Origin of the sequence: Aeromonas bestiarum (assembly GCF_028751155.1) — a bacterium.
Taxonomy (GTDB): Bacteria; Pseudomonadota; Gammaproteobacteria; order Enterobacterales; family Aeromonadaceae; genus Aeromonas; species Aeromonas bestiarum.
Genome location: NZ_CP064746.1, coordinates 3979536 through 4003081, shown reverse-complemented (window position 1 = coordinate 4003081; position 23546 = coordinate 3979536). Strand labels below are relative to the sequence as shown.

The 23546-nt window shown below is 60.6% G+C and carries 24 protein-coding genes; 22 read left to right on the top strand and 2 right to left on the bottom strand.

The window, feature by feature from the left end:
• Positions 1–6 precede the first annotated feature (6 nt).
• From fkpB to tppA, 8 genes are all read left to right on the top strand, one after another.
• Complete coding sequence (fkpB, locus tag IU367_RS18420; protein WP_216640194.1) at positions 7–459, top strand: FKBP-type peptidyl-prolyl cis-trans isomerase; 453 nt, start codon at positions 7–9, stop codon at positions 457–459.
• Positions 459–1394 carry a 4-hydroxy-3-methylbut-2-enyl diphosphate reductase gene (gene ispH / locus IU367_RS18415; RefSeq protein WP_274452699.1) on the top strand — a complete coding sequence of 312 codons (936 nt, stop codon included), beginning with the start codon at positions 459–461 and terminating at the stop codon, positions 1392–1394. The genes fkpB and ispH overlap by 1 nt, the downstream gene beginning before the upstream one ends.
• A gap of 260 nt (positions 1395–1654) precedes the next feature.
• Positions 1655–2158 carry a type IVa pilus pseudopilin TppE gene (tppE, locus tag IU367_RS18410; RefSeq protein ID WP_043141552.1) on the top strand — a complete coding sequence of 168 codons (504 nt, stop codon included), beginning with the start codon at positions 1655–1657 and terminating at the stop codon, positions 2156–2158.
• Positions 2155–2568, top strand: a complete 414-nt coding sequence (gene pilV / locus IU367_RS18405; protein ID WP_043141549.1) for a type IV pilus modification protein PilV — start codon at positions 2155–2157, stop codon at positions 2566–2568. Before tppE ends, pilV begins: the two co-directional genes overlap by 4 nt.
• A complete protein-coding gene (locus tag IU367_RS18400) occupies positions 2565–3659 on the top strand; it encodes a PilW family protein (RefSeq protein ID WP_337999319.1) in 1095 nt (364 codons plus the stop codon). Before pilV ends, IU367_RS18400 begins: the two co-directional genes overlap by 4 nt.
• An 11-nt stretch (positions 3660–3670) precedes the next feature.
• On the top strand, positions 3671–4147 hold the full coding sequence (locus IU367_RS18395) for a pilus assembly PilX family protein (protein WP_274452697.1): 477 nt from the start codon (positions 3671–3673) through the stop codon (positions 4145–4147).
• An 11-nt stretch (positions 4148–4158) separates the two neighbouring features.
• Positions 4159–7512 carry a pilus assembly protein gene (locus IU367_RS18390; RefSeq protein ID WP_274452696.1) on the top strand — a complete coding sequence of 1118 codons (3354 nt, stop codon included), beginning with the start codon at positions 4159–4161 and terminating at the stop codon, positions 7510–7512.
• 8 nt (positions 7513–7520) lie between these two features.
• A complete protein-coding gene (gene tppA, locus IU367_RS18385; RefSeq protein ID WP_274452695.1) occupies positions 7521–7922 on the top strand; it encodes a type IVa pilus pseudopilin TppA in 402 nt (133 codons plus the stop codon).
• 21 nt (positions 7923–7943) lie between these two features.
• Here tppA and IU367_RS18380 read toward each other — a convergent pair whose 3' ends face one another.
• Positions 7944–8351, bottom strand: a complete 408-nt coding sequence (locus IU367_RS18380) for a type IV pilin protein (protein ID WP_274452694.1) — start codon at positions 8349–8351, stop codon at positions 7944–7946.
• Positions 8352–8444: 93 nt separating this feature from the next.
• On the opposite strand from IU367_RS18380, the gene IU367_RS18375 reads away from it, so the two are divergent.
• The 8 genes from IU367_RS18375 (at position 8445) to luxS (ending at position 16030) form a co-directional block, all read left to right on the top strand.
• Complete coding sequence (locus tag IU367_RS18375) at positions 8445–8981, top strand: GspH/FimT family pseudopilin (protein WP_274452692.1); 537 nt, start codon at positions 8445–8447, stop codon at positions 8979–8981.
• Positions 8972–9595 (top strand): PilW family protein, encoded by a 624-nt coding sequence (locus tag IU367_RS18370; RefSeq protein ID WP_274452691.1) that lies wholly within the window; start codon positions 8972–8974, stop codon positions 9593–9595. Before IU367_RS18375 ends, IU367_RS18370 begins: the two co-directional genes overlap by 10 nt.
• 1 nt (position 9596) lies before the next feature.
• Positions 9597–10694 (top strand): PilX N-terminal domain-containing pilus assembly protein, encoded by a 1098-nt coding sequence (locus tag IU367_RS18365; protein WP_274452690.1) that lies wholly within the window; start codon positions 9597–9599, stop codon positions 10692–10694.
• A gap of 12 nt (positions 10695–10706) precedes the next feature.
• Positions 10707–12803 (top strand): type IV pilus modification PilV family protein, encoded by a 2097-nt coding sequence (locus IU367_RS18360; RefSeq protein ID WP_274452689.1) that lies wholly within the window; start codon positions 10707–10709, stop codon positions 12801–12803.
• 73 nt (positions 12804–12876) lie between these two features.
• Positions 12877–14499: an NAD+ synthase gene (locus IU367_RS18355; protein WP_274452688.1), complete on the top strand. Its 1623-nt coding sequence runs from the start codon at positions 12877–12879 to the stop codon at positions 14497–14499.
• A 9-nt stretch (positions 14500–14508) separates the two neighbouring features.
• Complete coding sequence (glnB, locus tag IU367_RS18350) at positions 14509–14847, top strand: nitrogen regulatory protein P-II (protein WP_005308848.1); 339 nt, start codon at positions 14509–14511, stop codon at positions 14845–14847.
• A 61-nt stretch (positions 14848–14908) separates the two neighbouring features.
• Positions 14909–15502: a transglycosylase SLT domain-containing protein gene (locus IU367_RS18345; protein WP_274454398.1), complete on the top strand. Its 594-nt coding sequence runs from the start codon at positions 14909–14911 to the stop codon at positions 15500–15502.
• Positions 15503–15520: 18 nt separating this feature from the next.
• Entirely contained in the window at positions 15521–16030 is a 510-nt protein-coding gene (luxS, locus tag IU367_RS18340; protein ID WP_241278978.1) for an S-ribosylhomocysteine lyase, read from the top strand.
• A 62-nt stretch (positions 16031–16092) separates the two neighbouring features.
• Here luxS and IU367_RS18335 read toward each other — a convergent pair whose 3' ends face one another.
• Positions 16093–17115, bottom strand: coding sequence for a GGDEF domain-containing protein (locus IU367_RS18335; protein WP_181003604.1), 1023 nt, complete (start codon positions 17113–17115; stop codon positions 16093–16095).
• 134 nt (positions 17116–17249) lie between these two features.
• Between IU367_RS18335 and rnr the strand changes: the two genes are divergently transcribed.
• The 6 genes from rnr to IU367_RS18305 all read left to right on the top strand — a co-directional run bounded on the left by rnr (position 17250) and on the right by IU367_RS18305 (position 23516).
• Positions 17250–19643 carry a ribonuclease R gene (rnr, locus tag IU367_RS18330; RefSeq protein WP_098980771.1) on the top strand — a complete coding sequence of 798 codons (2394 nt, stop codon included), beginning with the start codon at positions 17250–17252 and terminating at the stop codon, positions 19641–19643.
• Complete coding sequence (gene rlmB / locus IU367_RS18325) at positions 19640–20389, top strand: 23S rRNA (guanosine(2251)-2'-O)-methyltransferase RlmB (RefSeq protein WP_241278979.1); 750 nt, start codon at positions 19640–19642, stop codon at positions 20387–20389. Before rnr ends, rlmB begins: the two co-directional genes overlap by 4 nt.
• A 10-nt stretch (positions 20390–20399) precedes the next feature.
• The gene (locus tag IU367_RS18320; protein ID WP_241325756.1) at positions 20400–20966 is read left to right on the top strand and encodes a Crp/Fnr family transcriptional regulator; all 567 of its coding nucleotides are present in this window, start codon (positions 20400–20402) and stop codon (positions 20964–20966) included.
• Between the two features lie 57 nt (positions 20967–21023).
• Positions 21024–21473, top strand: coding sequence for a GNAT family N-acetyltransferase (locus IU367_RS18315; RefSeq protein WP_274452687.1), 450 nt, complete (start codon positions 21024–21026; stop codon positions 21471–21473).
• A 217-nt stretch (positions 21474–21690) separates the two neighbouring features.
• Positions 21691–22551 (top strand): DMT family transporter, encoded by an 861-nt coding sequence (locus IU367_RS18310; RefSeq protein ID WP_172955202.1) that lies wholly within the window; start codon positions 21691–21693, stop codon positions 22549–22551.
• Between the two features lie 128 nt (positions 22552–22679).
• Positions 22680–23516 carry a DMT family transporter gene (locus IU367_RS18305; protein ID WP_274452686.1) on the top strand — a complete coding sequence of 279 codons (837 nt, stop codon included), beginning with the start codon at positions 22680–22682 and terminating at the stop codon, positions 23514–23516.
• Positions 23517–23546 lie beyond the last annotated feature (30 nt).

Sequence of the window (23546 nt, the reverse complement as noted above, 5' to 3'; positions counted from 1 at the left end):
CAGCCTATCGCCGCCGAAATTACGGCCAACAGCAGCGTGCTGTTTCACTTCGCCATCAAGCTGGAAGACGGCTCGGTTGCTGACAGCACAGCGCTGCACGGCAAACCGGCCCGCCTGCGGATGGGAGATGGCAGCCTGACCAACACCTTCGAACAGTGCCTGCTGGGCCTGCAACAGGGCGACGCCAAGAGCTTTACCCTGGCGCCGGAGCAGGCGTTCGGCCTCGCCAATCCCGACAACATCTACCATCTGGATCGAGCCAAGTTCGGCGCCGAGGTGGAGCCCAAGGTCGGCACCATCATCCTCTTCGACCAGCCCAATGGCAGCGAGCTGCCCGGCATCATACGGGCGGTGGAAGGCATGTCGGTGACGGTCGATTTCAACCACCCCCTGGCCGGTCATACCGTCACCTTCGAGGTGGAGATCCTGGGCGTTGATGACGAGGAAGAGGTTCACTGATGGATATTCTGCTCGCGAATCCTCGCGGTTTCTGCGCCGGCGTTGATCGTGCCATCAGCATAGTCGAGAGCGCGCTGGAGAAGTTCGGTGCTCCCATCTATGTCCGTCACGAAGTGGTGCACAACCGCTATGTGGTGAACAAGCTGAAAGAGGCGGGGGCCGTGTTCGTCGAGGAGCTGGACGAGGTGCCGGACGACAGTATCGTCATCTTCTCCGCCCACGGCGTGGCCAAGACGGTGCGCGAGATGGCCAAGTCCCGTGCCCTCAAGGTGTTTGATGCCACCTGCCCGCTGGTGACCAAGGTACACATGGAAGTCCATCGCGCCAGTCGCAAGGGCTCCGAAGCCGTGCTCATCGGTCACGCGGGTCACCCCGAGGTGATCGGCACCATGGGCCAGTACGAGAACCGCGAAGGCGGCATGTATCTGGTGGAAACGCCGGACGATGTGGCCAAACTCCAGGTGAAGAATCCGGATGATCTCTGCTTCGTCACCCAGACTACCCTGAGTGTGGATGAAACCTCGGATGTGATCGACGCCCTGCGCAAGCAGTTCCCCAAGATCCAGGGGCCGCGCAAGGACGATATCTGTTACGCCACCCAGAACCGCCAGGATGCGGTGCGGGAGATGGCGGGGCTGGTAGATGCCATGCTGGTGGTCGGGTCACGCAACTCTTCCAACTCCAACCGTCTGCGCGAGCTGGCCGAGAAGGTGGGGGCTCGCGCCTACCTGATCGACGATGCCTCCATGATCGAAACCGGCTGGCTGGAGGGGGTCGAGCGCATCGGGGTGACGGCCGGCGCCTCGGCACCGGACGTGCTGGTGCAGAACGTTATCGCCCGCCTGCGCGAGCTGGGCGGCAATATGGTTGTCGAGCACCCGGGTCGCGAAGAGAACGTGGTGTTTGAAGTGCCGCTCGAGCTGCGGATCCTCTGATCCGCATCCTGTTGGTCGGGATGAGATGATGGGTCCCCGAGCCACCTCCTGCGAGGTGGCTTTTTTATGCACGATTCTTATGAATCTTGTTTACCCGGATGCCGCAGGAACCCAGCGAAAATTGATGATGTATGTCCAAGATTTGAGTAGATTGAATTGCAAGCGAAGAGCCGCAGTCTAGACTGCTGATGATCTTCTCATCTGGCTTGATGGCACATGGATATGCAGGCAAGCCCCCAACGAAATCAGAGCGAAACAGGATGTTTTTGCGTTCAGGTTTTAGCCTTATCGAGCTGATGGTCACCATAGCGATCGTGTCGATCCTGCTGACCCTGGGAGTCCCCTCCTTTAGCGCGGTATTGCGCAACATCACGTTGACCACCCAGGCCAACAATTTCGTGGCCGCCATCAACCTTGCCCGCTCCGAAGCCATTCGCCGCAATACGGCGGTGACCCTCTCCGCCACAGCCAGCAACATTACCCAGCATCACTGGGAGTCGGGCTGGCAGATCTGGGTCGACAGCAACGGCAATGGCACCCTGGATAACGGTGAGCTGCTGCGCCTCTTCCCCGACATGGGGTCAGGCACTCTGGTCAGCAACACCTCGCTCTTGCGTTTCAGTGGCAACGGCTTTCTCGATGGCCGCCAGCAGGTGACGCTGGTGTTTTCCCTGCAACCACCAGACTGTGCCGCCGAGCCGGCACGGGACATCATGATCACCCCCGCCGGCCGTCCCTCCATCCAGGAGACCAGCTGCATATGAAGCGTCAACAAGGGCTGTCACTGCTCGAAATCCTGATCTCCGTGCTGGTGCTGTCGATCGGCATCCTCGGCATGGCAACCTTGCAACTGCAGGCACTCAAGAGCAACCAGTCGGCGCTGACCCGCACCGAGGCGACCCAGTACGCCTACATGATCACCGACATGATGCGGGCCAATCGCAGCGCGGCCCTGCTCGGCCAGTACAATGTGGGGCTGGGGGAGGCCGTCTCCGGCAGCTCGATGGCCATGTTGGATCTGCAGTACTGGAAACAGGCGCTGACCGGTCTGCCGAGCGGCGATGGCGCCATTGTGATCAGCGCGGGGCAGGCCACCATCACCATCCAGTGGGATGCCAGCCGGCTGCCGACCGAGCCTTCGTTGCGCAGCATGACGCTGAGGACGGATCTATGAGCGGGCGCATGTCACTGCGACGGCAGGCCGGGGTCGGTCTGGTGGAGGTCATGATAGCCCTGGTGCTGTCTCTGCTGACGGTGGGCATCATCATTCAGGTTTTTCTCGGCAACCATAAGACCTATCTGACCGGCGAGGCCATAGCCCGGGTGCAGGAAGACAGCCGATTTGCCGTCAACCTGCTGCAAAAAGAGCTGCGAATGGTGGGTTATCAGGGCTGTCTGAGCAAGCAGGGGGTCAACATTACCAATACCCTCACCGGCGGGACTGCACTGCCCTACAACTTCACCGTCTATCTGCGCGGCTATGACAATGTCACCGCCACTCTGCCCGCCGCCTTGTCGGCCCTGTTCACCGCAGGCGAGCCCAAGCCCAGGCCGGGTAGCGACGTCTTGTTGATCCAGGGGCCAACCGGGGCCGGGGTGCCGGTGACGCGCAACAACAGCGCCGCCCAGCTGTTCGTGCAGCAGATCTCCAGCAAGGCGAACTACTGCGGCACCGGCAAGCAGGGCTACAGCGACTTGTGCGAAGGGGACATAGTCATGGTCTCCGATTGCCAGAAGGCCCGGATCTTCCAGATCACCCAGACCCAGGTGGTGGGGGCGGGGACCGAGGTCAACATAGGTCACTCCAATGACAACAAATACACCCCAGGCAATGCTATCAGTTCCTGGGGCGGGGCCAGCAGCCCGGTCGAGGAGCGTTTTGGTGCCGGTTCGATACTGAGCCGGATGGAGACCCGGATCTACTACATTGCCCGGGCCTCGGCCACCGCCCCCTACATCCTCTATCGCAAGAGTGGTCTCGCCGCCGGCATGCCGCTGGTCGAAGGGGTGACCGACATCCAGCTGACCTTCGGCGAGGATCAGAACCGGGATCGGGCGGCGGATCGTTACGTGAGCGCCGCCAGCAATCCGAACTGGGACAACGTGCTGGGGATTGGTGTCCAGCTCTTGATGCGCAGCGCTCAGGGCAATCTGGTCTCCGCGCCCCAGGCCTTGAGCTTTGCGGGCTCGACCTTCCAGGCTGGTGACAATCACTGGTACTGGGTGGCCGAGACCACGGTCGCCCTGCGCAACCGGCTGCCATGAGGATGGAATCCATGATGCCTCGACAACAGGGAATGGCACTGGTGATCAGCCTGATTTTTCTGGCCATGGTGAGCCTGCTGGCGATAACCAGCATGCAGGGCGCACTGTTGCAGGAGAAGATGGCGGGCAACCAGAAGGAGTCGCAGCAGGCGCTGCAGGCGGCGGAGGCCGGTTTGCGTGCCGCCGAGCGCTATCTGGAAGCCGGTAATTCAGGCCCCTATGACAACAGCGCCGGTTTGTACGAGTTCGTCAGCGTGGCGGTGGATCCCGCGTCTCCCTCCACGGCCTGGCGTACCTATGCCAACAGCGGTCTGGCGGGGCGCGCCCCCGAGTACTTCATCGAGCGACTGCCCTACACCCAGGCTGGCAATGAGAGTCTGGCGGTCGACGAACCCATAGGCGAGCGTCGCCTCTATCGCATCACGGCAAGGGGATTCGGTCTCTCGGATGAGAGCCGGGTGCTGTTGCAATCGACCTACAGCCGCTAGGAGGGCAACCCATGCGCACATCTGGCTACGGACTCTCGGTCCTGCTGCTCTGCTCGCCGGTGCAGGCCGCGCTCGATATTGCCCAGGTTCCCCTCTATCTCGGTACCCGGGCCGAGCCCAACATCATGTTCAGCCTCGATGACTCCGGCTCCATGCACTTCGAGCTGATGCCGGAGGGGCTGATCGAGAACAGCGCCCGCTACGTCTATCCCCGCGTCGACAACGTGTATGGCAGCGAGGACTATGACAACCGGACCGTCACCTTCACCAGCAACAACGACCGCAACGCCTATACCCGCTCTAGCAACAACAACAAGCTCTACTACAACCCGCTGCAGAGCTACCGCCCCTGGGTCAAGGCGGATGGCACCCTGATGGCGAATGCCAGCATCAGCTGTGCGCCGCACAATCCATTCAATACGGCCGCCGGTTGCCGTGACCTGACCAAGAACAACCGGTCTAGATCGCTGCGTTACTACACCGGATTCTCCTCCAGCGACTACAACGATGACGAGACGTTCTGGCCCGCCGTCTATTTTGCCTACAAGGGCAGTGGCGATGTGAAGAAGGTGGGCAGCTACACCCGGGTCGAGATCAAGTCGGGCAGCACCTATGGCGGACGCCCCAACCGCAGCGACTGCAAGAGCGCGCCCGTCTGCACCTATGACGAGGAGATCCAGAACTTCGCCAACTGGTATACCTACTATCGCTCCAGGATCCTGGCGGCCAGGGCCGGGGTTGGGCGGGCCTTTGCCAGTCAGGGGCAGGCCATCCGGGTCGGCTTTGCCACCATCAACGCCAGTGGCAGCGTGATCCGTGGCGTGGCCCCCTTCTCCGGCACCGATCGCAGCGCATTTTTCAGTGACCTCTACAGCCGCGACATTCTGGCGTCCGGCACACCGCTACGCACCAGTCTGAAGGATGTGGGGGAGTACTTCTCCCGCACGGACAACAATGGCCCCTGGGCCGCCAGTGCGGGCAGCACTCTGCCGCACCTCACCTGCCGTCAGAGTTACAACATACTGATGACGGACGGCTACTGGAACGGAGACACCCCTTCGGTGGGGGATCAGGACAAGGACGGTTACAGCAATACCCTGGCCGATGTGGCCTACCAGTATTGGAAGACGGATCTGCGCACCGATCTGGCCAACAAGGTGCCGACCAGCACGGCGGATCCCGCCAACTGGCAGCATCTGGTCAATTTCACCGTCGGGCTGGGGGTGAATGGCTCGCTCAATCCGGCCAACGGCATCCCGAGCAGCTGGCCCAATCCCCATGATCCGGATGACAAGGAGTACAAGAACCCGACCTACATTCCGGAGTACAAGATCGATGATCTCTGGCATGCGGCACTCAACAGCAAGGGCAGCTTCTTCAGTGCGGCCGACCCCGACACCTTTGCCGCGGCCCTGAGCAGCACCCTGGCCCAGATCGCGGCCCGCAACAGCTCAGCCAGTTCGGTGACCGCCAACGCGACCCGGCTGGACAGCAATACCCACATCTATCAGGCCCGTTACAACAGCGGGGACTGGTCGGGACAACTGGTTTCCATTCCGCTCAACAGCGATGGCTCATTGGGCTCCATGGCCTGGGATGCGGCGACCCTGATCCCGGCGCATTCGGCCCGCACTATTTTCACCCGGCAAAACGGGGTCGGCATCCCTTTTACCTGGACCGATCTCAATGCCACCAACCGCGCCCTGTTCAACATCGCCGGCGACAACCAGGGGGAGAACCGGGTCGCCTATCTGCGCGGTGATCGCAGCCGTGAACAGAGCAATGGCGGCCTGTTTCGCAGTCGCAGCGATCTGCTGGGGGACATCATCAACTCGGATCCCGTCTATGTCGGCAGCCGGGATTACGGCTACGGCAGCGCCACCGGTCTGACCCAGGCGGAGCGGGACGGTTATCAGAGTTTCCTCGGGTCGACGGCCATCCGCAGCCGCACTCCCATGCTCTACGTGGGGGCCAATGACGGCATGCTGCACGGTTTCAGGGTCGCCAACGGGGTGGAGACCCTGGCCTATATTCCTGCCAGCCTGCTGGGAGATCTGAGCCTGTTGACCAAGCCGGATTACAGTCATCGTTACTATGTCGATGGTACTGCCAAGGTGGGCGATGCCTATCTTGGCAGCAGCTGGAAGACGGTGCTGCTGGGGTCGACGGGGGCCGGTGGCAAGGCGGTATTCGCCATCGATGTGACGGCACCGGACAATTTCAGCGCCGACAAGATGCTGTGGGAATTCACCAATGCCGAGATGGGAGTGGCGCTGGCGGCACCGACCCTGGTTCGGGTCAAGTCCGGCAACAAATGGGTGGCGCTGGTGGCCAACGGTTACAACAGCACCAGCCAGACGGCGCGCCTGTTCGTACTGGATCTGGCGACCGGCGCCGTGATCAAGGAGATAGATACCCAGGTGGGCTCGGCCAGCGAACCGAACGGTCTCTCATCGCCCTTGCCGGTGGATGAGGATGGCGATCGGGTGGCTGATTATGTCTATGCCGGCGATCTGCAGGGCAACCTGTGGAAGTTCGATCTGACCGACAACAACAGCGCTCAGTGGGGCAGCGCCTTCAAGACCGGCAACAAGCCAAAGCCGCTGTTCCAGGCCTGCAATGGCACCTGCTCGGCCAGTACGCGCCAACCCATTACCATGCGGCCACTGGCGATCCGCCATCCCAAGGGGGGCATCATGGTGCTGATGGGGACGGGGAGCTATTTCACCAACGATGACAAGCTGTTGCCTGCAACTCCGAGGCTGGAGGCCGTCTATGGCATCTGGGACGCGGGGGCCGAGGTGAGCAGCAGCCAGTTGCTGCAACAGAGCATCACCCACGAGTATTCGGCCAATGGCACCAGCATCAAGTTCAACGTGCGGGTGGTGTCCAGCAAGGCAGTCAACTACACCAGCCAGAAGGGCTGGTACCTGGTCTTGAAGTCACCCGGACTGAGCAAAGGAGTGGGGGAGCGCGCCGTCTCCGAGATGCTGTTTCGGAACAAGCGGCTGATCTTCAACACCTTGATCCCCTCGGCAGATGCGTGTGATTTTGGCGGCCGTTCCTGGTTGATGGAGCTGGATCCCGTGTCGGGGGCCCGTTTGACCTACTCGGTGTTCGACGTCAATGGTGACGGTGCCGTCAACGATGATGACTATGTGGGGATCAAGGATGATGCCGGCAATGACGTCAAGGTGCCGGTCAGTGGCAAGCAATTTGACGAACTCACCACGACCCCAAGCGTGGTGGAGGATGCAGACATGGAGCGTAAATACATCAGCGGATCCAGTGGCAACATCTCGGTCACGCTGGAAGAGGGGGCGGGCGATCTGGGTGGTCGTCAATCCTGGTTGCAACTGGACTAGAGGCTGGCATGGAGCGTGGATTTTCCCTGATGGAGTTGATGATTGCGGTGGCCGTGATGGCCATCCTGACCGTGATCGCCTACCCCAGTTACAACAACTACATCGCCTCGGCCAAGCGGGCCGAAGCCAAGGCGGCCTTGCTGGAGGCCGCGCAATATCTGGAGCGGCAGTTTACTGCGGAGGGCAATTATGATGGCGGGAATCTGGCCTCTGCCGGACTGGCGACCCTGCCAAAGGAGGGGGGAGAGGCTTATTACAACCTGGCGCTCAATGCCAGCGGGGGCCGTTATACCCTGACGGCGATTCCAACCGGAGCCATGAATGGTGACCCCTGCGGCCTGCTGACCCTGGATCAGGGCGGGCAGCAAGGGGTGTCAGGCGCCACCATGACGGCGGCGGAGTGCTGGTAGTACGTCGATACCGGTCGCCTGTTACCAGCAATCGGCTGGGGTCTTGGTGTCGGCCTTGTTGAGTGTCAGGGTATCGCAGGCAGTGCTGCCGGCCTTGTCTCCGACCTGAGCCCCTTTGGTGGTGGCGATCAGGGTATAGGTGGTCGCGGTCGCCCCCGATGCAACCCCGAAGGTGTAATAGTCACTGCTGGGATTACCGAGCAAAGAAGGAGTTGTTTCAAACCCTGATTTATTAACATATTCAGAGTTTGAAATTCGGTATTCCTCCTGCTTGAGCTGCATGCTGAGCAATCCCTTGAAGGCTTCAGCCCGGCGGGATTTGCGCAAACCATCGGTGAAGCTGGGGTAGGCGACAGAGGCAATGATGGCGACGATGGCGATCACGACCATCAACTCCAGCAGTGTGATACCTGATTGTTTGATTCTCATGGGCGGCATGGTTCGTGAAACAGGTTGATACTATAGGATAGTACTGACAGTACGCTCTACTGGCATGAGCAAAAAGAAAGGAGTCTTGAGCTAATGGAATGCACAGAGGGCAGATCCGCCGGTTTTACCCTGATCGAACTGATGGTTGCTCTGGCCCTGGTCGCCCTGCTGTTGACCGTGGCCATCCCCAGCTATCAATCATTGCGCCAGGACCAGATGGTCAAGGCGGCGACTCAGGCCGTCTATACGGATGTGATGTTGCTCAAGTCCGAAGCACTCAAGCGCAATCGCAACTTGCAGATGATCCTGTTCAACAGTGGCACCAACAACTGGTGCTATCGCATCAGCATCGACGCGACCTGCGGCAGTTGCAGCGATACTTGCTCCAGTATCGAGGGTCGCAAGGGGGCCGATGCCAGCGAGTTCCCGGGCATTGTCCTGACGGCGACCTATACCGAATCATCGAGCCAGGTGCGTCCCATCACGTTTTCCCCCCGTCGCGGCACCCTGCCCAGCGGCAGCATCACGGTTGCCTCGTCCGTTGCCAGCATGAAGGTGGTGACCAGCAACCTCGGGCGGGTACGCACCTGTGCCGTCAGCAACCTGGTCGGGGAGGTGACATGCGATTGAGGGCTCATGGCTTCAACCTGGTCGAACTGATGGTCGCCATGGTGGCCGGGCTGCTGCTGGTCGCGGCTGTGACCTCGCTGTTCGCCACCATCCTCAAGGCCAATCATACCGCCATGCAGACCAGTCGCCTGAATCAGGAGATCCAGCTGCTGACGGACATGATAGCGCGCGATATCCAGCGAACCGGGTATGACACCAATGCGACTCAATTTCTTGCCGCAACATCCGGCAGCCGCTCCAGTTTCTATTTTGATACGGCAACGGATCTGATGAATGAAACGGCGACGGGCTCCGGCCTCTATACCTGCATCAGGGTGCGCTATGACAATGATGAGAACGGTGTACTGAACACGGATGACACCCTGGTCTACAGCTACAGCAGTGCTGACAAGGGGATCAAGCAGGGGACTGGCGCTACGATATGTGGCAACGGCAGCCTTGTTTCTACCGATGACACCATAGAGATAACCGCCATGACCCTCAGGTTGCTGCCGAGCAGCCAGGTCAGCGGGGCGCGGGCACTGCAGTTGATGATGAGCGGTCGCTTCAAGTCTGCGCCCGCACTGACCCTGAATCTGCAGCGGGACATCAAACTGCGTAATGATGGGTACTGATATGAGCCGACAGTCGGGTTTTACCACCTTCACCATCACGTTGCTGCTGGTGCTGATCTTGTTGGGTATCTCACTGCTGGTCGGCAAGATGCTGGTGGCCGATCGACGGGTGACCCTCAATGAGGTGCTCTATCGTCAAGCCATGGCGATGGCAGAGCAGGGCATGGCGGATGGATTGGGGCGGCTGGCGCTGGACCCGGGTTGGCGCACCAGTTCGGCGACAACCATGCTGACCACGGGCAGCTACACACTCTCGTCAGTGGATGACACGGCCATTACCGTGGGGTCCGTGGTGGTGACTCCGATCCGGGTGCGCTCCCAGGCGACGCTGAGCAATGATCAGGCACAGGCAGCAGTAGAGACCAAGGTGGTTCGTTTCAACGTGTTGGCGGGATCGCCAGCGGCTCCCTTGACCGTGGCCGGCGGCATGGCGGTCGGCGGCAACTTCACCATAGTGGCCAATCCCAATGGCGGTGGGCTGGGGGTGCCCCTGTCGGTCTGGACCAGTGGCAACGTCGACCTCATTACGGGCACGGGGCAAACCTGTCATCAGGGGGATTACAGCGGCGGCTGTTCGGCCAATATCAGCCAGAAAGGGGACAAGCAGTCGGATATCAAGGACAACGATGCCGCCTTTCCGACCGATCTGGTCTGGTATCTGTTCAATGAAAAGGATGATGCTGCCGGTTGGACCAATCTGGAGGCCAGAGCCACCCAGCGGTTGACCGATTGCAGCTCCCTAGGCCCCACCTCGACCGGGCTCATCATAGTGGATGGCGACTGCAAGCCTTCTGCCAACGTCGGTTCAGAGGCCGCCCCCGTGATCCTGATAGTGCGCAACGGCAATTTGGCGGTGAATGGCAACACTGTGCTGTACGGTCTGGTCTTTGCCTACTCGTCCAACCCGGCCGCAGCCGGTACGGATGTGAAGCTGACCGGCGGGGCCATAGTGCATGGCGCCATGGTATCCAATTATCAGCTGGGAAATGCCAACGGCACCTACGATGCAAAGTTTGATGCCAATGTATTGAGCAACATCTCGAATGGCGCCGCTTTCCAGGTCGTCAATCAGGTGCCCGGCAGTTGGCGGGACTGGTAGAGGAAGATGAGGATGAATAGGCAAAAAGGATTTGGCCTGCTTGAGATTTTGATCACGCTGGTCGTGCTGGGGGTCGGGGTTGTCGGCCTGGTCGCCATGTCAAAGTCGGCGCTGACTGTTTCACAGGATGGCCGTCGCTATGAGACTGCGATGCGCCTGGCTGAGTCAAAACTCGATGAGTTCCGCAACTTCAATGGCGTGATGACGGCAACGGCGCCGCTCACGGCCTACAACCAGATCACCTCGGCCAGTGCCGCCGTTACCCTGTCGGGGGAACCCTATTCTCTGGCCTGGACCGTGACCAATCAGTATCTGAATGGCTCAACCTGGCAAGGCACTGCGCCAGCCGGCTATCGCCTCAGCTATCCGGGGAGAAAGGCGGTGGCAGTCAATGTCGGCTGGTCGGATAGTGAAGGGCAATTCCATACGCTGCAGCTTGTCGGGAATGTATCGCCGATAGAGTCCTTGAGCACAGATCAGTTGAACGGGGGCTTGAACACCGCAAGGCAGGGGCCCAAGGTCAACTATACGCCTGGGGTCGCCCCGGATGTCATCTCGGTTGAGCTGGGCGATGGCAACAAGCAGGAGACCAGCAAGCCCTTGCCCACAGTCACGTCCAAAGATGGTCAGGTCGGCAAGTTGGTACAGTTTGAAACCGTGACTTACAAGCCTGAGGCCGGAGGCAACACCCAGCAGGTGTTGCAGGACATGGCCTCAGTCTCCTGCTCATGCAGTTATGGCTCCAGCCTGACCGCCTATTTGCCGGGGCAGGTCTACAGTTCGGCGAGCAAGCAACTTTACTGGAAAGCTGGCGCCATGCTGAGCAAGCCGGCCGGGACGCTCGACAGCAGCGTCAATGGCCAGCCGACGCTGTGTACCAGCTGTTGCAAGGATCACTTCGATGGCAGTGGTTCCAGCTTTACTAACTTCTATGCTCCGCTCAACACCAGCCGGGTGCGCTACAACAGTGCCTTGAGCACTGTCACCAGTGGCAAATATGTGGACGCCTGTCGTTTTGTCCGGCTGGACGGTTTCTATCGCCCCTTGCCAGACTGGAACCTGGTCAAGGTAGTGGTGACCACGGCCGATTTTCTGGCCAAGCCGGCCAATCAGGCCAGCTATCAGAAATACATCAAGTACGTGGTCAAGACTTACATCGACTGGCAGAAGTCGACCCTGAACTGGACGCAAGGCGCCTCCGCCACGCTCCCGACGATCACCGACTTTTCGGCCTGGCTGGCCTCCAATGCAGAGACGGGGGGAGATACCACGACAGGCATCACAGTCAGTACCGGCACGGCGCAGCTCATCGCTCGCGGCATCTATGTGGACGTGCTCGACCCTGTCTATCTGGTTGGCATCGACACCAGCGCGACTGACTATCTGACCAAGGTACCGTTTCAGGATATCAACCTGACAATGCTGGCAGAGTGGACCATGGGACCACTGACCCTGTTGACCGGCAGCGCCACCGATTATGCGACCGTCACCAATGAAGCGGTGAAAACCGTGGTGGACCTCAATAACTACTATTTCGGCAGTTACAGTCGCGGCTACATGACGGCGAAAAAATCGACCAAAGACAGCGGCCAGATACTGCGGGACGTCATTATCCGGGTCGCCGCCTATCAGGGGAACTCGGGGATCACCGCCTCCCTGATCTCCCCGCAGGATCAATCATTGGCATTGAGCGCCGACATGCTGGTGAAAATTGATGCAAGCCAGCAGACGGTACCGACCATCAAAGTCGGTGGGCGGATCGAGTGTTTGACGCGGGGTAATGGTAAAAATGCCCCGCCAGAGGCCTGCAGCAAGAACACCTTCAACAACCTGAGCATCAGCACGCCAAACTCGGGGGCGACCTGCCGTATCGACAAACCGCAGGCGAACAACCAGCCCGCAGCCTATCTGTGCGAGGCCCCGGAAAATGCGACGCTGGCCATCAATCTTTCCTACACCAATCAGGGCAGCACAACCTACATGCTGCAGCCGCCCTCTTTCAGCGTGCAGATGACGCCACAGCCCAACAACCAGGTGTTGAGCGGGCCCTGTTCCCTGCTGGTGGACAATGGCGTCACCAACGCTGCCAACCTGACTTGCACCCCTTGAGCCTTGGGCGCTGGCACAGCCAGCGCCTTTTCTTTATCATTCCCCATCATTTTCGATTTTAAGATGTATCGCCATGGCAAAAGCCCTCTCTCTGATGCTTGCCCAGTTGAATCTGACGGTAGGCGCCATCGAAGATAACTGTGACAAGGTGCTGGCTGCGGCCGCCCAGGCCGAGCAGCAAGGTGCTGATCTGCTGGTGTGCTCCGAGCTGGCCCTGACCGGCTACCCGCCGGAGGATCTGCTGTTGCGTGCCGATCTGATGATCCGGGTCGACGCTGCGCTGGCTCGCATCGCGGCCTGGCAGGGCAAGTGTGCCATTCTGGTGGGTCACCCCTGGCGTGAGGGGGCTGCGCTCCATAATGCGGCCTCTCTCTATGAGCAGGGCAAACTTATCGCCCGTTACTTCAAGCAGGATCTGCCCAACTACGGAGTATTCGACGAGAAGCGCTACTTCACCGCAGGCACGGATAGCTGCGTGGTGCCCTTCCGTGGTCATCAGCTGGGGCTGCTCATCTGCGAAGATCTGTGGCAACCGGGCCCGGCGCTGGCCGCCAAGGCGGCGGGAGCCGAGCTGCTGCTCACCATCAATGCCTCGCCCTACGATCAGGAGAAACCCTGGATCCGCCATGAGCTGATGACGACCCGCTGTCATCAGACAGGTTTGCCGCTGGTCTATCTCAATCAGGTGTGTGGCCAGGACGAGCTGATCTTCGACGGTTGTTCCAAGGTGTTCAATGGTCGGGGCGAGCTGACCCATAAATTGGCTCCGTTTGCCGAAGAGCTGGCGCTGGTGCACTTTGCCGCCGGGCAGCCGCTGAAAGAACGGGAGCCTGCCGCGTCGCTCGACCCCTTGGCCGAGACCTATCAGGCACTGGTGCTGGCGGTGCGTGACTACATCACCAAAAACGGTTTCCAGGGGGCCGTGCTGGGTCTCTCCGGCGGTATCGATTCCGCCCTGACCCTGGCCATAGCGGCCGATGCCATAGGGGCGGACAAGGTGCAGGCTGTGATGATGCCGTTCCGCTACACAGCCCAGATGAGTGTGGAGGATGCCAAGGAGCAGGCCGAGCGGATGGGGGTCGAGTTCGACATCATCTCCATCGAGCCCATGTTCGAAGGTTTCATGACCCAGCTGGCACCGCTGTTTGCCGGCACAGCCCGGGATACCACGGAAGAGAACCTGCAGGCTCGCTGCCGCGGCGTGCTCTTGATGGCGCTCTCCAACAAGCGTCGGCGCATAGTGCTGACCACGGGCAACAAGAGCGAGATGGCCGTGGGCTATGCCACCCTGTATGGTGACATGGCGGGCGGTTTCGACGTGCTCAAGGACGTGCCCAAGACGCTGGTCTTCAAATTGTGCGAATATCGCAACTCGGTCGATTACGTGATCCCGCAGCGGGTCATCGACCGTCCCCCCTCGGCAGAGCTTGCGCCAGACCAGGTGGATCAGGACAGCCTGCCCCCCTACGACATCCTGGATGCCATCCTCAAGCGCTACGTGGAAGAGGATGCCTCGGTCGCCGATCTGGTGGCAGAGGGATTCGAGGAGGCAGTGGTGCGCAAGGTGATCCGGCTGGTGGATCTCAACGAATACAAGCGCCGTCAGGCCGCCGTCGGGCCCCGTATCACTGCCCGCAACTTTGGTAAGGATCGCCGTTACCCCATCACATCCGGGTTTGGCAAACAGAACTGGTAAGGAGTCACCATGAAGAAGATTGAAGCCATCATCAAACCGTTCAAGCTGGACGATGTGCGCGAGGCCCTGGCCGAGATCGGCATCAACGGCATGACGGTATCCGAAGTCAAAGGCTTCGGCCGCCAGAAAGGGCACACCGAGCTCTATCGCGGCGCCGAATACATGGTGGATTTCCTGCCGAAGGTAAAGGTGGAGCTGGTGGTGCAGGACGAGGATCTCGATGCCTGCCTGGAAGCCATCCAGAACACTGCCCGCACCGGCAAGATAGGTGACGGCAAGATTTTCGTCTGCGAGGTGGAACGGGTCATTCGCATTCGTACCGGCGAAGAGAACGAAGACGCGATTTGATGTGATGCATGTGCCTCGTAACGATCAAGAGAACGAAGATGCAACACGGCTGATGTCATGGATGCGCCTCGCTGCGGTGGCCGGCCTGCTGGCCGGCCTGACTGCCTGCAGTACTAGGCCGCCGGCTCAACCGGAGAACCTGTGCCAGATCTTTCGGGAGAAACCCGAGTGGCACAAGGCGGCACTCGAGATGAACGAGAAGTGGGGGACGCCGATCCAGGTGGTGATGGCCATGATGTACCAGGAGTCCTCCTTCGTACACGATGCCCAGCCGCCGATGGGATACTTCCTCTTCATCCCGACCGGGCGGGCCAGCTCCGCTTATGGTTATGCCCAGGTGAAAGACGAAACCTGGGACGATTACCAGCGGGAAACCGGCAACGGCTGGAGCAGTCGCGACGACTTTGCCGACGCCATCGATTTCATGGGCTGGTACACTAACAAGGCCCAGCGGCTGAATGGCACCTCCAAGTGGGATGCCTATGGCCAGTATCTCAACTATCACGAAGGGTGGGGTGGCTACCGGCGTGGCAGCTACCGCAGCAAGGGGTGGTTGATGAAGACCTCCCGCAAGGTAGAGGCTCGCGCCCAGCGCTACGGCGCCCAGTATCGACAATGCAAGGATCAGCTCTCCAGCGGGGGCTGGTTCTGGTAACCAAATCAGGAGTCAGAAATGCCGTTATTGGACAGTTTTACCGTTGACCACACCCGCATGGAAGCCCCTGCGGTACGCGTGGCCAAGACAATGCAGACCCCGAACAAGGACACCATTACCGTGTTCGATCTGCGTTTCTGCGTGCCGAACCAGGAGATCCTCTCCGAGCGCGGCATCCACACCCTCGAGCACCTGTTTGCCGGTTTCATGCGGGATCACCTGAACGGCAATGGGGTGGAAATCATCGACATTTCCCCCATGGGTTGCCGTACCGGCTTCTACATGAGCCTGATCGGCGCACCGGACGAGGCCCGTGTCGGCGCAGCCTGGCAAGCGGCCATGGCCGATGTGCTGACAGTGCAGGATCAGGCCAAGATACCGGAGTTGAACGAATACCAGTGTGGCACCTTCAGCATGCACTCGCTGGAAGAGGCCCATGCCATCGCCCGCCACGTGCTGGAGCGCGGCATCGGCGTCAACCACAACGACGAGCTGGCCCTGCCGGAAGAGAAGCTGAAAAGCCTCTAAGCCTGGTATTGCAAGCATGAAAAAGGCCGGTCATTGACCGGCCTTTTTGTTGTCTGGAAGGATCAGGAGGGCAGCGGCATCACCCGGTTGCGGCCCAGCTCCTTGGCCTTGTAGAGCAGCTTGTCGGTTCGTTCGACCAGGGCATCACCCGTCTCCTGGCCATTGTACTCACCCACCCCGAACGAAGCCGTGATGTGGTCGATGCGGCGGCCTGACTTGCGATCCAGAATGGACATTTTCTCGATGGCCCGGCGCAGGCTCTCGGCCATCTGGCGGCTCAGGGCCAGGCTGCGCATGGGCACCAGCAGGGCAAACTCTTCACCACCGAGCCGGTAGGCGGTGATGCCCTCCTTGCAGGTTTCCCGCAGCCGCTTGCTGAAGGCGCGTAATACCTGATCCCCCAGTAGATGGCCATATTCATCGTTGAAGTTCTTGAAGCGGTCTATGTCCGATAAAATGAGAGAGAAGGGGCGCTTGCTGCGGATCAGGCCGTCTATCTCCAGATCGAAGGCGCGTCGGTTGAGCAGGGAGGTGAGGGCATCTTCGTTGGCCAGCTTGCGAGTTTCATTCAGCGCCTCGCGCAGCTCCTTGATCTCCTTCTCGGCGCTGCTGAGCTGATTGCGAAAATGCATGGTCGACATGCGAACATCCCGCGACTCGCGTACCAGATCCCGCAAGATACCCATGGTATCCTCCAGGCTCAGCCCCTCATCGTCGATGAGGCTCAGCCGATCGAAGCTCTTGTCGAGCATCTCCTGGAACATGCCGGTGTCGGAGATGGCATCCTGCATGCTATGGCCGAGCTCGTTGGCCATGGCAGCCAGAGTGAGCTTCATCGCCTCCATCTGCTGCTCGTCCTCGGCGGCGAGATGCTGGTGATAGAGCCGTTCGCAGGTGGTGAGAGAGCAGGTGCCCTGCAGCTTGATGGCCTGATCGATGGCCTGATTGAGCTCGGGCATGCTGGCGGCCACATAGTTATACCAAAGGGTGTAATTATCCGGCGTCGTGGGAATTTGATACTTGATCATCAGGGGAACCGCCTGCTTCAGATAGGCGGCGGATTGGGCGAACGAGTCCTTGCTCATGAGTTCCGTGTCTCATCATGCCTGCAAACTTTGCATAGTATGACAGAGAGATTGGCCAAAAGGCAGCCGATGGATGCCATTAGCTCCCCCCTTCGATATAATGTCTGCGTTATTACCTACCCTAAGGCCTGCTTATGTCTCAAAAAGATCCTTTCCTCCAACGCGAGGCCGAAAAATACGAAAACCCCATCGCCAGTCGCGAGATGCTGCTGGAGCTCATCAAGGGCCATGAAAAACCCATGTCCCGGGAAGAGCTGGCCAAGGCTCTCAAACTGACCGACGAAGAGCCGTTGGAAGCCTTGCGCCGTCGTCTGCGCGCCATGGAGCGTGATGGGCAACTGGTATTCACTCGCAACCAATGTTATGCCCTGCCGGATCGTCTGAATCTGGTGAAAGGGTATGTACTCGGCCACAAAGATGGTTTCGGTTTTCTGCGCCCGGAAGGTGGTGGACCGGATCTCTATTTGAACAACCGCGAGATGCAGCGTCTGATGCATGGCGACTACGTGCTGGTACAGCCGACCGAGATTGACCGCAAGGGTCGTCAGGAAGCGCGTCTGGTGCGTCTGCTCAAGTCCCGCGAGGCGGATATCGTCGGCCGTTACTTCGTCGAGAATGGCGTCGGTTTCGTGGTGCCGGATGACAGCCGCATCGGCCAGGACATCATCATCCCCGAAGGGGAAAACAAGGGTGCCCGCCAGAGCCAGGTGGTAGTGGTGCGCATCAACCAGCGCGCCACCTCCCGCATCAATGCGGTCGGTACCGTGCTGGACGTGCTGGGCGAGAACATGGCGCCGGGCATGGAGATCGAGATCGCCCTGCGTACCCACGGCATCCCGCATACCTGGCCGGAAGAGGTGACCAAGGAGGTTGCCGGTCTGGGTGAACAGGTACCGGAGAAGGCCAAAGAGGGTCGTATCGACCTGCGTGCCCTGCCGTTGGTCACCATAGACGGGGAAGACGCCCGTGACTTCGATGACGCCGTCTTCTGTGAAGCCAAGCGTGGTGGCGGCTGGCGCTTGTGGGTGGCCATCGCGGATGTCTCCTCCTATGTGAAGCCCGGCACTGCGCTGGATGCCGAAGCGTATCAGCGTGGCAACTCCGTCTATTTCCCCGAGTTCGTGGTGCCCATGCTGCCGGAGGTACTCTCCAACGGCCTCTGCTCCCTGAACCCGCAGGTTGACCGTCTGTGCATGGTGTGCGAGATGACCATCTCAGCCGCCGGCCGCATGTCCGGTTACAAGTTCTACGAAGCCGTGATGAACTCCCACGCGCGCATGACCTACAGCAAGGTGGCGGCGATCCTGGATGGCGAGCCCAAGCTGCGTCAGCAGTACGAGCCGCTGGTGGGTCACATCGAGGAGCTCAACAACCTCTACAAGGCGCTCAAGCACGCCCGTCACCAGCGTGGCGCCGTGGAATTCGAGAGCGAAGAGACCCGCTTCATCTTCAACGCCCAGCGCAAGATCGACCAGATAGTGCCGCTGGTGCGCAACGATGCCCACAAGATCATCGAAGAGTGCATGATCCAGGCGAACGTGGCCGCGGCCCGTTACATCGAGAAGAACGAAGCCTTTGCCCTGTTCCGGGTGCACGACCGTCCGGGCGAAGAGCGCCTGACCGGTTTCCGTGACTTCTTGGCCGAACTGGGTCTGGAGCTCAAGGGCGGCCTCGAGCCCGAGCCGAAAGACTTTGCCGAGCTGGCCGCCAAGTTTGAAGGGCGTCCGGATGCGGAGCTGCTCTCCACCATGCTGCTGCGCTCCATGCGTCAGGCTGTCTATCAGGCTGACAACATAGGTCACTTCGGTCTGGCCCTGAAGTCTTATGCGCACTTCACCTCGCCGATCCGTCGTTACCCCGACCTGATACTGCACCGCGCCATCAAGTACCAGACGGCCAAGGAGCAGCAGGGCAATCTGCGCCACAAATGGACTCCGAGCGGTGGTTACCACTACCAGCTGGAAGAAGTGGATCCCATGGGCGAGCACTGCTCCATGACAGAGCGCCGTGCCGACGATGCGACCCGCGACGTGGCCGACTGGCTCAAGTGCGAGTACATGCTGGATCACGTGGGTGACGAGTTTGACGGCGTCATCGCCAGCGTCACCGGCTTTGGTTTCTTCGTCCGTCTGGCGGAGATCCACATCGACGGTCTGGTGCACGTCAGCACCCTCACCAACGACTACTACCAGTTTGATCCCCTGCACATGCAGCTGATCGGCGAGAACTTCCGCCGTCGCTACCGTCTGGGTGACAAGGTACGCGTCAAGGTGATGGGCGTGAACCTGGACGATCGCAAGATCGACTTCGTGATGGTGGAAGAGCCGCTCCAGGCCACCGGCAAGAACGCCAAAGAGATGGCGCGCAAGCAGGCCGAGATCAAGAAAGAGAAGGCCAAGAGCGCCCAGCGCCACGAAAAACGCAAAGAGGGCAAGGAGATCGGCAAATCCGACAAGGGTGGCCGCGCCAAGCCCAGCAACAGACGACCGAGCAAAAAGGCTCGTGATAAGGTCAAGAGCACGAAATGAGTACTGAACTGATCTACGGCATTCACGCTGTATCCGCGCTGCTTGAGCGCACCCCGGAGCGTTTCATCGAAGTGTGGGCCCTCAAGGGCCGGGATGACGACCGGCTGCAACCCCTGCTGACCGAGCTTGAATCTCTCGGTCTCAAGGTGCAGAGCGTGAACCGCAAGACGCTCGATGACAAAGCCGAGGGCAACAATCACCAGGGCATCATGGCCAAGGTGATAGAGGCACCCAAGCTGGCCGAGCACGATCTGGCCAGCCTGCTGGACGGCTTGGCGGTGCAAGAGACCGCCCCCTTCCTGCTGGTGCTGGACGGGGTAACCGATCCGCACAACCTGGGTGCCTGCCTGCGCAGCGCCGATGCGGCCGGGGTCCATGCGGTGATAGTGCCGCGGGACAAGGCCAGCGGCCTGACCTCTGTGGTGCGCAAGGTCGCCTGTGGCGCCGCCGAAGTGGTGCCGCTCATCCAGGTCACCAACCTGGCCCGCAGCCTGCGCGAGTTGCAGGAGCGCGGCGTCTGGCTGGTCGGCACCGCCGGTGAGGCGGATCACGACCTCTATCAGGCCAAGCTGACCGGCCCCATGGCGCTGGTCATGGGCGCCGAAGGCAAGGGCATGCGCCGCCTGACTCGCGAGCATTGCGACGAACTGGTGAGCATCCCCATGGCCGGGGCCGTCTCCAGCCTCAACGTCTCGGTGGCAACGGGTGTCTGCCTGTTCGAAGCCGTGCGTCAGCGTCGCGCCTGAGGCGAACGGGATGGACAGACCCCCGTTCAGCCGGGATCGGGTCATGAATGAGCAGGAGGCCACGCGCCTCCTCTCTTTTGCCCGCTCGTTGACCTTGAGCCCCCGCACCTGTCTCTGGCATGCGGGCGACAGACCCGATCTGCTGGTCAGGGTGGAGCAGGGGTTGCTGCGGGCCAAGGTGGTGCTGGCGGATGGCCGTGAGTACATCAAGGAGTTCTACTGGGAGGGGGACGAGTTTATCGACTTCCACCATCTGCTCAGTGGTGAACCTGCCCGCTATAGCGTGGAGGCGCTGGAGCCCTGCCGGCTGCAACTCTTCAACCTCGGCGACTTGCGTCAGCTCCCTTGCTGGTCCGCCTGGTATCACCACCTGCTGGCGGTGCAACTACGCATCAAGGAGGAGAAAGAGTTGCTCTTGCTGACCGAGAGCCCCCAGGCCCGTTATCAGCACTTCCTGCAATGTTTTCCCGAGCTGGACGCCAGGGTGCCGGATCACCAGATCGCCGCCTATCTGGGCATCACCCCCATCAGCCTGAGCCGCATTCGCAAACGGCTGAAGGATCTTAACAAAGGTTAATGCCAGCTCGTTGCTGGCTGGCTATGCTGCCCTTCTCATCATGAGCAAGGAATCCCCATGAACTGGTCCCTCAAGTCTTTTGAACAACTCGACGTCAACGAACTCTATGAACTGCTCACCCTGAGATCCCGCGTCTTCGTGGTGGAGCAGACCTGTGTCTTCCTCGATCTGGACGGGGTCGACAAGCGTCCCGACGTGCAGCACCTGCTCGGCTGGCAGGATGGCGCGCTGGTGGCCTACGCCAGACTGATGGCGCCCGGCGTCGCCAAGGCGAATCAGGTGGTGATCGGTCGGGTGGTGACTGCGCCCGAGGCCAGAGGCGATGGTCTGGGTCACCAGTTGATGCAACAGGCGCTGCTGGAATGCGAACAACTGTGGCCCGGGGTCAGCATCTATCTGGGCGCTCAGGCGCACCTGCAGGGTTTCTATGGTCGTCATGGCTTCACCGCCGTGGGCGAACCCTATCTGGAAGATGACATTCCCCACATCGGCATGACCTCCTTTTAATATCTTTTAGGCATAACAATGAAATTATTATGTCTTGAGGTAGTAAAGAAAACGGGTGCTCGCCGCCATGTTACTGGGTACCCTCTGAGTGATTAATCGGCAACCGTTGATGGATAGGTTTAAAAATGGTTTTTTACCCCATTAATACAGAACAAGATTCAGCGATTGAGCCGTTGAGCCATTTTATATGCGTTCGCCACACGAGTGGCTGTCGCTGATGGAGCTGTTGCGCAAGCGGTTCGCTCTGGACCTGCAAACCTTCGCCATCATCACCCTGGTGCTGGGCAATCTGGCCCAGGCCTTCTCCGATGTGCTGGTCAAGCTGATCGGCCCCGGTTTCAGCCCCTTTCAATACATGTTCCTGCGCCAGCTGCTGACCCTGCTGGTGTTGCTGCCCTTCATGCTGCGGGTGCCGAGAGCAGCCTGGGGACTGGGTGCCTGGAAATGGCACCTGCTGCGCGGTCACCTCTGCCTGCTCGGCGGGGGTGGCATGATGCTGGCCCTGACCCAGCTGCCGCTGGCCACGGCCAATGCCATCTTCTATGTCTCTCCGCTGCTGACCCTGCCGCTGGCGGCCTGGTTGCTCAAGGAGAAGATCAATTCCCGGGTCTGGTTGCTGGGAGGCATGGGGCTGCTCGGGGTCGTGTTCGTGCTCAAGCCGGGGGATTTTCATCTGGCGGGGCTGGGTGCCCTGGTGACCGCCTTCACCCTGGCGCTGTTCAACGTGACCGGCCGCAAGTTGCCAGCGGGTATCTCTGTGGTGGCGACCCTGTTCTGGGCCAACCTGCTGGCATTGCCACTGACGGCGGGCTTGGCGGTGAATCAATGGCAGCCGGTGGACTGGCGTCTGCTGGCGCTGATCGGTGGCAGCGGCGTGATGCAACTGCTCTACCATGCCAGTTGCATCTATGCCTATCGGCAGGTCGAGGCCAACCGCATCGCGACGACCGAGTATTCCGGCCTGATGTTCGTGGTGCTGCTGGGGGTCTGGCTGTTTGGCGAGATCCCGGCCTGGAACCTCTGGGTCGGGGTGGGCTTTATCCTGCTGGCCATCCATTGGCAGCGTCGCCTGCGCTAGCGCGCTCTCCTCCATATGACAAACCGGCTGCTTGCCGGTGTGTCATATGAGCAGCTTATGAAGCCGATCCCGGTTGTTGCACCGAAAATAGGTTAGCCTGTCCCGCTCTCAGTGACAGGAACCCCATCGTGACACCCACCCTCTTTGCGGCCATCCTGCTGGCCGCGCTGCTGCATGCGCTCTGGAATGCGCTGGCCAAGCGCCAGGCCGAGGGGCGCGTCAGCGTCTTGCTGGTCTCCCTCTGCTCCGGGCTGTTTGCCGCCCCCTTCTTGCCGCTGGTGGGGTTGCCTGTGGCTGCCGAATACCCCTGGCTGGCGCTCTCCATCCTGCTGCATTGCGGCTATTGCCTGTTTCTCGGTCGGGCCTATCGACTGGGGGAGTTCGGCCAGATCTATCCGCTGGCCCGTGGCAGTGCCCCCCTGGTGACCCTCTTGCTCGGGGCCCTGCTGCTGGGGGAGGTGCCCGGTGGGCTGGCGGTAGCGGGTGCCCTGGTGCTGGTGAGCGGGGTGCTGTTGATGGCCTGGCGCGGCGGTATCAGGCTGGCGCCTGCGGCCCTGCGGGCCGTGCTGATCACGGCGCTGTTCACCGCCGCCTATACCCTTTCCGACGGCGCTGGCGCCCGCTCGGCCGGTGAACCGATACGCTATACCCTCTGGCTGTTTGCCCTGACTGCGCTGATGATGCCGCTGCTGATGCGCTGGCAGAGCCGCACCGCCTGGCGCGCGCTCGATCTCGCGGCATGGCGTACCGGTGCCCTCGGCGGCGCCCTGTCACTGCTTGCCTACGGCATCGTCATCTGGGCCATGACCCAGGCGCCCATCGGGCTGGTGGCGGCCCTGCGCGAGAGCAGCGTGCTATTTGCCGTGCTGCTCTCCTGGGGCTGGCTGGGGGAGAAGCTGGGGCGGGTACGGCTGTGGGCCGCGCTGGTGATCCTCTGCGGTATCTTGCTGATCCGCCTCGGCTGATTGGTGACGAGGTCAGGCCGGGATAGCCCC